Origin of the sequence: Azospirillum brasilense (assembly GCF_008365405.1) — a bacterium.
In the GTDB taxonomy this organism is placed as follows: Bacteria; Pseudomonadota; Alphaproteobacteria; order Azospirillales; family Azospirillaceae; genus Azospirillum; species Azospirillum brasilense_D.
The window spans coordinates 20,530-32,927 of sequence record NZ_QOKV01000038.1 but is presented as its reverse complement, the minus strand read 5'-3'; the positions used below and the strand labels follow the sequence as shown (position 1 = coordinate 32,927).

The following is a 12,398-nucleotide window of genomic DNA, read 5'->3' as shown; positions in this document are numbered from 1 at the left end:
ATCACGGTGAAGTCGCAGAACCTGACCACCAGCGGCCAGGGCCTGCGTCTGGACTACGCGCAGAACGACTGGACCGACCGCGCCGACATCGACAAGGCGGTCGCCAGCATCGACTACGCGAAGCAGACCCTGCGGTCGTCTTCGCAGACGCTGTCGACCAACCTGAACATCATCACGACCCGTGAGAACTTCACCAAGGAGTTCAGCGACGTGTTGACGGAGGGCGCGAGCAAGCTGACGCTGGCCGACCAGAACGAGGAAGGTGCGAACCTGCTGATGCTGCAGACCCGTCAGCAGCTCGGCACCATCGCCCTCTCGCTGGCCAACCAGTCGCAGCAGTCGATCCTGCGTCTGTTCTAAGCCTGAGACTTCGGGTAGGATCACGCCCGGCGGGCGGCGGCGCAAGCCGCCGCCCGTTTCATTTGGTGCGGCGCTTTCCGGCAAACGCTTCCCGCTTCCGCGCGCCGCCGAGACAAGGACCGGGTCCGTTTCATGCCTCTGAAGTTCGTTCTCCGCCCCAATGAAAAGGTCATCATCAACGGCGCGGTCATCGGGGCCGGCGATCGCCCCGGCTCTTTCTTTCTTTACAACACCGCCAACTTTCTTCGTGGACGTGAGGTGTTGAAGGAAGAGCAGATCGATTGCATCGAGAAGAAGCTCTACTTCGTCATCCAGCTCATCTATATTTTTCCGGAAGACGCGGTGCTCAACCTGCAACGCTTTGCTTCCATACTGGCCGAGACGCGCGAAGCCCGGCCGGATTGCCGTGAGGACCTCGAGGAGATCGAACGGCTGGTCGAAGCGCGCAACCACTACCGCGCTCTGAAAATCTGCCGGAAAATGTTCAAGGGCGGGTCCGAGACCTCACCCAACGCCGCCGAGGGCGCGGCGGAGAACCCGGCGGTCGATCCGGCGCCGTGATCGAAGCGGGTGTGCAGGAGTGGGGCGGTCGGTCGGCCGACGAACTTCTGACCGACGCCATCGCACAGCATCGCGCGGGGAAACTGGAGGAAGCGCGGACCCTTTACAGCCGCATTCTGTCCGCCGCCCCGTCCCACACCGATGCTCGTCACCTGTCCGGCATCGCCGCCTATCAGGCCGGTCGGCCGGGGCAGGCGGCGGCGTGCTTCAAGGCGACCCTGGCAATCGATCCGTCCTTCGCCCCGGCTTACAACAGCCTCGGCAATCTCCTGGCCGACTGGAGCCGCCCGGACGATGCGGACCGCGCCTATCGACGCGCCGTCGCGCTTCAGGACGGCTATGCGGAAGCGCTCGGCAATCTCGGCCTCCTTCTGGAGACGCAGGAGCGGATCGACGACGCCATCGCAGCTTATGAAGGGGCGCTGCGCGCCGATCCCGGTCGGACCGCCACCCGGTTCGATCTGGCCGTCCTCCATCGGCGCCGTGGCCGTTTGGAGGAGGCCGCCTTGGGTTTCTACCGGGTGGTTCAAGCGCAGCCGGACCATGCCGGGGCATGGCGCAGCCTGGCGCTCGTGCTGCGCGCCCTCAACCATTCCGACGCGGAGCTGTGCCTGCGCCGCGCCCTGTCCGACGATCCGACGGACCGTGAGGTGGCGCGGGATCTGGGGACGCTTCTGAACGAGCGTGGCGACTTCGCCGAGGCGGCGGCGGTTCTGGCTCCGGCGGTGGATGCCGACGCCGCTCCGGACGCGCGCCTGCTCTTCCATCTGGGCAGCGCGCTTCAAGGGGACGGACGGTTGACGGAGGCGGTTGACCGCTACCGGCAAGCGCTGGTCCAGGAGCCGCTGCTGGCTGGGGCGTGGAACAATCTCGGCGTGGCGCTGCTCGACCTGGGCGACCACGCCGCCGCGGTGACGGCGTTGCGGGCGTGCATCGCGTTGCGGCCCACCGATACGGTGGCTTTCAACAACCTGGGCACCGGTCTTGACAGCTTGGACCGGCCGGACGAGGCCGCGCGCGTCTTCCAGCGTGCCCTTTCCATTCAGCCGGACTATGGCAAGGCGCTGAACAATCTCGGCAATTCCCGCCGGGCCGCACGCCGGGCGGAGGCAGCGGCGGCGCTGTATCGGCGGGCGCTGATCGTCCAACCGGACTATCCCGACAGCTACACCAACCTCGGCAACGTTCTCAAGGATTGGGACGACTGGCAGGGCGCGCTGCGCCTGCACCGGCACGCGGTGCGTCTGGCACCGCGGAGCGCCATCGCGCTGACCACCCTGGGCCTTGCCCTGAATGTGCTGGGGCGGAACCAGGAGGCGGACACCGCCCATCGGCGCGCTCTGTCCATCGACGCCGGGCATGCGGAAGCTTACGCCAACCTCGGCATGCTGCAATGGCAGTCGGCGCACGTGGCGGAGGCGGAGCGAACCCTGCGCCGCGCCCTGCGCATCGATCCGACCCTCGCCGCCGCACGGCTGAACTTCGCCCTGGTCAGCCTCGCGACCGGCAATCTTCAGGAGGGTTGGGACGCCTATCAGGATCGGTTCAAGGCAAAGGAGTATCCGGAGCGCACCATCGCGGCGCCCCTTTGGAGGAATGATGAGGCGGCCGTCCACCGCCTTCTGGTCTGGCGTGAGCAGGGGGTAGGGGACGAGTTGATGTTCGCCTCCTGCTATCCCGCCTTGGCGGATCACGTGGCGGCAGGCCGGATCGGTCAGGTCATCCTGGAGTGCGACCGCCGGCTGGTCAGCCTGCTCAGCCGCTCCTTTCCCTGGGCCATCGTTCGGGCGGAAACCGCGGCTCCCGATGGAACGGAGACTTTGGTTCCTCCGGACTGTGACGCCCACATCGCCGCGGGTGCTCTCCCGCGCCTTCTGCGATCGGATCTGGCGAGCTTTCCTGCCCGTCCCTGGCTGGTGCCCGATCCGGCCCGCACCGCCCTGTGGCGGGACCGGCTGGCTGCCCTGGGGCCGGGCCTGAAGATCGGCATCGCCTGGCGCAGTCAGTTGATGACGACCGAACGAAAGGCCGCCTACGTCACCCTGGGCGCCTTCGCTCCGCTGTTTGCCGTCCCCGGAACGGTCCTCGTGAATCTTCAGTACGGCGACTGCGAGGCGGAGGTCGCGGCGGCGGAGGCGCGCTTCGGCGTGACGATCCACCGCTGGGCCGACCTGAATCTCAAGGATGATTTCGAAGGTGCGGCGGCCCTGACCGCTTCGCTCGATCTGGTCATCGCGCCTGCCGTGTCCACCGGCGAACTTGCGGGAGCCCTGGGTGTGCCGGCTTGGCGCATCGGCGCCCGCGACTGGACCCAACTCGGCACCGGAGTCCGCCCTTGGTATCCGACGATGCGCCTGTTCCAGCCCCACCCCGGCGAGACGCTGGAGGCCGTCATGGCGCGCATCGCCGGGACGCTGCGCGATCTGGCGCAGCCGGTCGAGACCATGACGAGCCGTTCGCCCGTGGACGTCGCGCCGTTGATCGACGAGGCTGTCGCCCGCTACCGCGGCGGGGCGTTGAAGGAGGCCGAAGACCATTGCCGGACGGCGCTGGAGGCCGTGCCGGATCATCCCGTGGCCCTGCATCTCCTGGGAATCCTCCGGCTTCGCCAAGGCGATGCCGGGGATGCGGCGGCAATCCTGTCCCTTGCGGTGAAGGCCGATCCCGGCAACGCCGCCGCCCATGCCGCACTGGCCGATGCCTGTCAGGCGCTGAACCGCCACGATGCCGCTTTGGCGGCGCAACGCAACGCCGTGCTGCTCCGTCCGGGCGCGGCGGAGCATTGGCTCAACCGCACCGCCCTCCTGCGGGGGCTTGGCGAGGCCGAGGATGCGGAAGCCTGCGCGCGGCGCGCCCTGCGAATTCATCCGGTGCTCGGCATGGCGCACACCCATCTGGGGCACCTGCTCGCCGAGCGCCAGGATCGGGCGGGAGCGGAGCGGAGCCACCGGCGGTCACTCGCCCTGACGCCGTCGGAGGTGGACGCGCTGGTGAGCCTCGGCGCTCTCCTCCTGATGGCCGACCGGCCCGCGGAGGCGGAGCGGTTGCTGCGCCGCGCCACCGCGACCGCACCGGACGCCGCGGTCGCCTGGAGTCACTTGGGCAGTGCGCTCGACCGGCTCGGTCGCGTCGACGAGGCATTCGCCTGCCACAGCCGGGCCGTCGATCGCGCGCCGGAGATGGCTGAGGCTCAGGCGAACCTCGCCATGCACTGGGCACGGCGGCAGAGCCCGGCCGAGGCCATCGCGGCCTATCGGCAGGCCATCCGAGCCAACCCGGCGCTGCCGACCGCCCATTACAATCTGTCGCTCCTGCTCCTGGAGCAGGGCGAGCTTCGCCCCGGATGGGCGGAGCATGACTGGCGGTTCGACACCCCCCAATTCCGCGATCAGAAGCGCCGCTTCGCGCCAAGACCCTGGCGCGGCGAGAACATCGCCTCCGCCCGCCTGCTGGTCTGGCGGGAACAGGGGGTGGGCGACGAAATCCTCTTTGCCTCCTGCTACCCCGATCTGTTGCGCCGTGCCGGGCATCTGGTGGTGGAGTGTGACCGCCGCCTGGTGTCGCTCTTCGCGCGCTCCCTTCCCGGCGCAACGGTCCGCCCGCCGACCGTGGAGCCGCGCGACGTGGACGTGCAGATCGCCGCCGCGTCCCTGCCGCGCCTGCTGCGTTCCGATTGGAAGCGGTTCCCGGCCCAGCCCTGGCTGGTGCCCGATCCCGGACGCCTGGACCGCTGGCGGGACCGGCTGGACGCCCTGGGGCCGGGATTGAAGGTCGGTATCGCGTGGCGCAGCCAAGTCATGGATGGGGAGCGCCGGGCCGCCTACGTCACGCTCGACGCCTTCGCGCCGCTGTTCGCGCTGCCGGGAGTGGTCTTCGTCAATCTGCAATACGGGGATTGCGCGGCGGAGATCGCGGCGGCGGAGGCGCACTTCGGGGTGGCCATCCACCGCTGGGACGACCTGGACCTGAAGGACGATTTCGAAGCCGCGGCGGCGCTGACCGCCAACCTGGATCTGGTCCTCACGCCCGCCGTCTCCTCCGGCGAACTGGCCGGCGCCCTGGGCGTGCCGGTGTGGCGGTTCGGGCACCGCGACTGGACGCAGCTCGGCACCGCCGTCCGCCCCTGGTTCCCGACGATGCGCCTGTTCCAGCCCCGTCCCGGCGAAGGACTGGATGCCGTCATGGGCCGGATGGCGACCACGCTGCGCCGGCTCTCGTCCGCGGACGGCGAACCGCCGCCCGGTGATGTTCCGATTGATCCAGACGTCCTGCTGGAAGCCGCCGCCGCCCATCATCGGGACGGGCGGCTGGCCGATGCGGCTCCTCTGTACGAGCGTGTGCTGAAGGCCCAGGCGAACCATCCGGTCGCCCTCCACCTGTCGGGATTGCTGGCGCACCAATCCGGCGATTCCGTCGCGGGGGCCGGGCGCATCGCCCGTGCCCTGGACGCGCTTCCCGCCTACGGGGTCGCCCAATCGAACCTGGGAACCGTGCTGCTGGCGCTCGGCCGTGCGCCGGAGGCGGTGCGCCGGTTCCGGCTGGCGCTCGCCCTGCAACCGGGCGCCGCGGCGGCGCTGACCAATCTCGGCAACGCGCTGGAGGCGGCGCACGATCTGACCGCCGCCGCCGCCGCCCACCGCCGTGCGACGCTAGCCGAACCGGCGTTGGCGGAGGCGCACGACAATTGGGGCGCCGTGCTGACCCGGCTCGGCGCGTTGGGACTGGCCGAGGGGCGCCATCGCCAGGCTTTGCGCTTGGCCCCGGACCGCGAGGGCGGCTGGCTGAATCTGGGGGTGGCGCTCCGCCGGGCGGGGCGGCTGGACGAGGCACGGCGGGCTCTGGTCCGTGCGCTGGCCCTGGCGCCGGCGCAAGGGGATGCGCTGGCCAACCTGGGGCGGCTGCTGCGCGACCGGGGTGAGACCGCGGCGGCGGAGCGCTGGTGCCGCCGCACCCTGTCGGTGGAACCGGGGCATCCGGCGGCCGCCTTCAACCTCGGGCTGCTGGATCTGGCCCACGGCAGGCTGGCGACGGGTTGGGCCGGCTATGACGCCCGCTTCCGTGCCCGCGAGCTCTCCGGTGCCGCCCGTGCCGTTCCCGTCCCCGCCTGGGCGGGGGAGGACCCCTCCGGCCTGCGCCTGCTGGTCTGGGCGGAGCAGGGGATCGGTGACGAGATCATGTTCGCCTCCTGCCTGGACGAGTTGATTGCACCAGCCGCCGCCGTGGTGGTGGAGTGCGACCGGCGGCTGGTGCCGCTGTTCGCGCGGTCCTTTCCCCGCGCGGAGTGGCGTCCGGCCCCGGCGGACCCGGAAGCGCCCTGCGCCGGCATCGACCGTCACGTCGCCATGGGATCGTTGCCGCGCCGGCTGAGGCCCCGGCTGGACCGCTTTCCGCAACGCCCGTCCTTTCTGACCGCCGACCCGCAGCGCGCCGCCCACTGGCGGGAGCGGGTGGACGCGCTCGGCGCCGGCCTGAAGGTGGGAATTGCGTGGCGCAGCGGGCTGATGACGGCGGAGCGTCGCGGAGCCTACGCACCGTTGGGCGCGTGGGGGCCGGTGTTCGCGCTGCCTGGGGTGGTCTTCGTCACCCTGCAATACGGCGACTGCGCCGCCGAGATCGCCGAGGCGGAGCGCCAGTTCGGGGTGTCCATTCACCGCTGGGACGATCTGGACCTGAAGGACGACCTGGACGGCGTGGCCGCCCTGATGACGGCGCTCGACCTCGTCATCACCCCGGCGAGTTCGGTGGGAGAATTGGCGGGGGCGCTGGGCGTGCCGGTCTGGAGGTTCGGGCTGCAGGGGGATTGGACGGCGCTCGGCACCGGGGCGCGGCCTTGGTTCCCGACCATGGCGCTGATCCCCGCGCCGCCGGGACAGCCGGCGTCCGGCGCCTTGCCGACGATCGCGCGCCGTCTGGCCGGGCTCCGTCCCGAGGCTGCGCCAGTCTTGGGAAAGAAAACATAAAGAAAGCCGGGAGCGAACCGTCCGCCGCTCCCGACTTTTCGAATCGGATCGATCCGGAAGGGTGTTAATTCACCCTGTGACTGGTTCTGGCCAAGCGATCAATTTCTTCCTTGAGGTGGAGCTTCTCGAGCTTCATCCGCTTGATGGCACTATCGTCAGGCCACGAACGCTTCTCCTCGTCGAGGATGGCGCGGTCGAGACGCAGGTGCTTTTCCTGCAAGGAAGATAGGCGAGCATCAGTGTGCATGGGCTGCTCTCCGTCAGATCGAACCGGCTCCTGCCAAGTCCGGCAGGCCGGAAACCATAGTGTTCACCCATCCGTGCTGCCAAACAACCCCAAACTTTTGTCCTAGTACTCCAAAGACGGGGGGTGACCGCCCCTTACGATGGGGGGGTAGGACGATTCGCCGCATAGGCCTGCCTTTTGCCGTTCGTTGCGGGATTAGGCCAAAAGGAGGGACTTCCTTGCGTGGTCATACCTCGTCGGGGTTGGGGTTTGCCGCCATCCGTGCCAGCATCCGGGCGATCCGATGGACCATGTCGGCGGAGGTCTCGTCGGGGTACGACGCGATCAGCCTTTGGGTGGGGAACCAGGGCCGCACCCCGCTGCCCATCCAGGTCCAGTCCCGGCTGCCCAGCCGCCAGACCGGCACCCCCAGCGCGCCCGCCAATTCTCCGGCGGCGGTGGCGGGCAGGATGACGAGGTCGAGCGCCGCCATCAGGGCCGCCACGCCGTCCAGGTCGTTCTTCAGGTCCAGGTCGTCCCAGCGATGGACGCGCCGCATGCCGTCCGGCTCGATGGAGGCCAATTCGGCGCCGCAATCCCCGTATTGCAGGTTGATGACGTGAACGCCCGGCACTTCCAGCAGCGGCAACCAGTCGGTGATGCGGGTGTAGGCGCCTTCACGATGGGCCGTGATGATCTGGCTGCGCCAACTGATGCCCACCTTCAGGCCGGGGCCAAGCGCGTCCACCCGCTCTCGCCAGAGGGCGGCGCGCTGCGGATCGGGAGTCAAGAAGGACGGGCGGGCCGGAAAGCGGTCCAGCCGGTCGCGCCAGAGGGCGGGCAGGGAGCCGGCGGCGATCTGCAGGTCGCAGTCCGGCGGGTCGAAGCGCTCCCGCCCGTCGGCGGTCACGGACTCCGCCCGCACGGTCGCCCAGGGGAAGGCGCGGGCGTAGAGGGACACCAGACGCGGATCGCACTCCAGCACCACGGTTCCGCCGCTGTCCTTCAGGTCGCCGAAGACGGAGGCGAACAGGATTTCATCGCCCAGCCCCTGCTCCGGCCAGACCAGCAGGCGGCGCCCGCGCAGCGGCTCTCCGTTCCAGACCGGCAGCGCGATGCGGCGCGCCCGCTGAAGCTGGCGGGCCGAGAAACGCCGCCCGTAGCCGGCCCAGCCGGTGACGAGATCGCCGTCCGCCAGGGCCATCAGCCCAAGGTTCCAGGCGGCAAGCGCCAGTCCGGGAGCCACCCGCAGCGCGCGGTCGAGGAAGAGCCGGCAGAGAGCCGGCCGATCCGCCATCTTGGCGAGGGTGCCCAGGTTGTTCAGGGTGTCGGCGGAGTCCGGCCGCAGGGTCAGCGCGTGCCGGTAATGGGCCGCGGCGTGGTCGAAGCGTCCCTCCACCTCGCAGGCGTAACCCAGATTGGTGTGGGCCGCCGGGTTGGCCGGGGCGAGACGAATGGACCGGCGGTGCCAGCGCTTGGCCTCGGCCAGCCGGTCCGGCCGGTTCATGCTCAGCCCCATGTGGGTCATCGCCTCGGGGAAGTCCGGGCGCAGCGTGATGGCGCGGCGGAAGCAGGCGAGGGCTTGGTCCAGGCGGTCCAGAGCCTGCTGGACGAGGCCCAGATGGTTCCAGGCGGTGGGGAAATCCGGATCGATCCGGAGCGCCGCCGTGATGTTGCGCTCCGCCTCCGCATGATGGCCGGCCTGATGCTGGGTCAGGCCGAGAAGATGAAGGGCGTCGCTGTGCCGTGGCGCCAGGTCGAGGACCGCGCGGTAGGCCGCCATGGCGTCGTCCAGCCGTCCCGCCCGGTGCAGGGCGATGGCGTGGTTCAGCAAGGCCTCAGGATCGGCGGGAGGCGGCGACGTTGGGGCCGAGGGGGGAGTGGCCACGCGGTCGGGAACAGGGGCCGGAGCGGGCCGCATTGCGGCAAGGGCGCGTGCCATGCCCGCCAGCACCCCGTCGAAGGTTTCGCCTGGACGTGGCTGGAACAGACGCATCGTCGGGAACCAGGGGCGGACGGCGGTGCCGAGCTGCGTCCAGTCGCGGTGCCCGAACCGCCACACCGGCACGCCCAGGGCGCCGGCCAGTTCACCCGTCGACATCGCCGGGGTGATGACGAGATCCAGGTTGGCGGTCAGCGCCGCCGCGGATTCGAAATCGTCCTTCAAATCCAGGTCGTCCCAGCGATGGATGGTCACGCCGAAGCGGGCTTCCGCCGCCGCGATCTCCGCCGCGCAATCCCCGTATTGCAGATTGACGAAGACCAAACCCGGCAGAGCGAACAGGGGCGCCCACTGGTCCAGCGTCGTGTAGGCGCCCTTGTGCTCGGGCGTCGCAAGCTGGCTGCGCCACGCGACGCCGACCTTCAGGCCCGGCCCCAGCGCGTCCAGCCGGTCCCGCCACAGGGCGGTGCGGGCCGGATCGGGCTTCAGCCAGGGCGTGAACTGGTCGAAGGAGGCGAGCGTTCCCCGCAACAGTCCGGGCAGGCTGGCCGCTGGAATCTGAAGGTCGACATCGGGGGGAACCATGGTTTCCCGCCCCACGGCGTCCAGCGTCTCCGCCCGCACCGTCGCGCGTGGGAAGGACCGGGCGAACAGGCCGACCAGCCGCGGGTCTGTTTCTATGCTCACCGGCCCGCCGCCCCAGGCGATCACGTCGCCATAGCAGGAGGCGAACAGGATCTCGTCCCCGATCCCCTGTTCCCGCCAGATCAGCAGCCGGCGCCGGCGCAGCCCCTCGCCCCGCCACCGCGGCGCGTCGATCCGCCGGTCGGGCAGAACCCGGCCGGCGGCGAAGCGCCGTTCGTAGCCCTCCCAGCCGCGCTCCAGCCGTCCGTGCAGAAGGGCGATGACGGCGAGGTTGTCGCTGGCGCTGGCGAGGTCCGGGTCGTGGGCCAGCGCCTCCTCGTAACAGGCTTCCGCCTTCGTGAACTGCCCCTGCGCCCGAAGCGCGTTGCCGAGGTTGTGGATGGCCTCGACGGCGTGCGGGTTCCGGCTGAGCACCTTGCGAAAACACAGCTCGGCCTGTGCGGGGCGCCCCAGCTTCAGGAGAACGCCGCCCAGATCGTTCAGCGTCACCGGGTTGTCGGGCGCGCGCTTCAGCGCCTCGCGGTAGGCAATTTCCGCGCCCTCATAGGCGCCCTTGCGTTGCAGGGCCGTGCCGAGATTGTGGTGGGCCTTCGGAGCGTCGGGTCGCAGGCGCAGCGCGGCGCGGGCCTGGGCCAGCGCCTCATCCAGCCGCCCGGCGGCGCTCAACGCGTCGCTGAGGTTGGTGTGGGCCTCGACCATCGCAGGCGCCAGCACCGCGGCACGGCCGAAGGCGTGCAAGGCGTCGGCAAGGCGGTTCTGGGCGCGCAACGCGTTGCCCAGATTGTACCAAGCCTTGGCATAGCCCGGCTCGAGTTCCACCGCCGCGGTGAAGGCCAGTGCCGCCAGTCCCGGCAACGCCTGCGCCTGGAAGGCGTTGCCCAGATTGTGGCGCGGCTGTGCCGACAGGGGATTCAGCGCGGCGGCCATGCGGTGGGCCTCCGCCGCGTCGGCGTGGCGGTCCAGCGCGGCGAGCGCGCTTCCCAGATTGTCGTGGTAGTCGGCGACGCCGCCGGCCTGCCGGATGGCCTCCTCGATCAGCTCGACGGCGGGGCCGGGATGCCCGGCCTGGAGCGCCAGCACGCCCAGCAGGTGCAGCGCGTCGGGGTGGCGCGGGTCGGCGGCCAGGACGGCGCGGTAGTCCCGTTCCGCCTCGACCAGCCGGCCCGCCCGATGATGGGCGACGGCGCGGCCGAGCCGGGCGGCGACGTCTTCGGGTGTCGTCGGCGAAGCCTGGTCTGGGGGCTGGTTCATGAGGTTCGCCTTTTCCGTCTGCCCGATCCGGCCCCGGGTCGCGGGGCCTTCCGCCGGTCTGTTGCCGGAAGGAAGTGCCATGTTCCCCGGTTCCCGGTAAAGATGCTGTTAGAAAGATGCTGTTAGCCCATGCCCCATTCAGGAGCCGTTCCGTGTCCGAGCCGAGCGATCCGCCCCGTTCCCCGTCGCCGCGTCCGGGCCTGCTTGCCCGTGGCGTGGGGAGGCTGGGTGGTTTGGCCGCTCAGGCGATGCGCCTCTATGCGGAGGCCAACGGCTTGGCCTCGGACGGGCTGGCCGCGGAGGCGGAAGCGGCCTACCGCCGCACGCTGGCGCTGAACCCGCGCTTCGCGGAGGCGCACAACAACCTCGGCAACGTGCTGCGCGCCCTGGGCCGCGCAGAGGAGGCGGTGGCGGCCTACCGCGAGGCGCTGGCCTGCGGCCTCGATCATCCGCTGGTCCATTACAATCTGGCCTCGGCCCTGAAGGCGGCGGGCGACGCGGCGCCGGCGGAGCGGCATTTCCGCCGGGCGCTGGTCGAGGAACCAGCCTATGCGGAGGCGTTCAACAACCTCGCCAACCTGCTGCGCGACGGCGACCGGCTGACCGAATCCGCCACCGCCTATCGCCGCGCGCTCGCCTTGCGGCCCGCGTGGGACGAGGCGCACGACAACCTGTCCGGCGCCCTCTACCTGCTTCACGAGGAAGGGCGGCACGAGGAGGCGGCGTGGTTCGCCCGGCTGTGGCTGCGCGACCATCCCGACCATCCGGTGGCCCGCCACATCGGCGCCGCCATCGCCGGACTGGACGCCGGCGAGCGGGCGTCCGACGCCTATGTCCGGCAGGTGTTCGACCTGTTCGCTGGGGAGTTCGACGACAAGCTGCTCGGCGAACTGGGCTACCGCGCCCCGGCTCTGCTCGCGGAGGCGGTGAGAGGTGCGGGAATCGCGGCGGGCGGGGCGCTGGACGTGCTGGACGCCGGTTGCGGCACCGGTCTGTGCGGCCCCTTCCTGCGTGGGACGGCGCGAAATCTGGTCGGGGTGGACCTTTCCCCCGGCATGCTGGAGCGCGCCGCCGCCCGTGGCCTCTACGACGCGCTTGAGGAGGCCGAACTCGGCGCCTTCCTGGAGGCCCGCCCGGCGGCCTTCGACCTGATCGTGGCCGCGGACGTGCTCTGCTATTTCGGTGCGCTGGACGGGGTGTTGGCACGGGCCGCCTCGGCGTTGCGTCCGGCGGGACGGCTGGCCTTAACGGTGGAGCGGCTGGAGGAGGGCGGGGCGCCCTGGCGGGTCAGCCCGCACGGCCGCTACGCCCATACGGAAGGCCATGTGCGGGATGGACTGACCGCCGCGGGGCTGTCCATCCTGCGCATCGCCCCGGATACCCTGCGCCACGAAAGCGGCACGCCGGTGGCGGGGCTGGTGGTGCTGGCAACGCGGCCCTGACGGGGGACCGC

General features: G+C 70.5%; 6 protein-coding genes. 4 read left to right on the top strand and 2 right to left on the bottom strand.

Annotated features, from left to right (window positions below; translation table 11 throughout):
• The 3 genes from DS837_RS30255 to DS837_RS30240 all read left to right on the top strand — a co-directional run.
• Positions 1-360: flagellin (locus DS837_RS30255; protein ID WP_282187600.1), on the top strand; the 360-nt coding region annotated here is incomplete at its 5' end.
• A gap of 132 nt (positions 361-492) precedes the next feature.
• Positions 493-921: a flagellar biosynthesis repressor FlbT gene (locus DS837_RS30250; RefSeq protein ID WP_149168131.1), complete on the top strand. Its 429-nt coding sequence runs from the start codon at positions 493-495 to the stop codon at positions 919-921.
• Positions 918-6,881: a tetratricopeptide repeat protein gene (locus DS837_RS30240; protein WP_247890211.1), complete on the top strand. Its 5,964-nt coding sequence runs from the start codon at positions 918-920 to the stop codon at positions 6,879-6,881. Before DS837_RS30250 ends, DS837_RS30240 begins: the two co-directional genes overlap by 4 nt.
• Positions 6,882-6,945: 64 nt before the next feature.
• On the opposite strand, the gene DS837_RS30235 is transcribed toward DS837_RS30240, so the two are convergent.
• On the bottom strand, positions 6,946-7,128 hold the full coding sequence (locus tag DS837_RS30235; protein ID WP_040134215.1) for a YdcH family protein: 183 nt from the start codon (positions 7,126-7,128) through the stop codon (positions 6,946-6,948).
• A gap of 226 nt (positions 7,129-7,354) precedes the next feature.
• Positions 7,355-10,945, bottom strand: a complete 3,591-nt coding sequence (locus DS837_RS30230) for a tetratricopeptide repeat protein (protein ID WP_149168130.1) — start codon at positions 10,943-10,945, stop codon at positions 7,355-7,357.
• A 152-nt stretch (positions 10,946-11,097) separates the two neighbouring features.
• On the opposite strand from DS837_RS30230, the gene DS837_RS30225 reads away from it, so the two are divergent.
• Positions 11,098-12,387, top strand: coding sequence for a tetratricopeptide repeat protein (locus DS837_RS30225; RefSeq protein WP_149168129.1), 1,290 nt, complete (start codon positions 11,098-11,100; stop codon positions 12,385-12,387).
• The last annotated feature ends 11 nt before the right edge of the window (positions 12,388-12,398 follow it).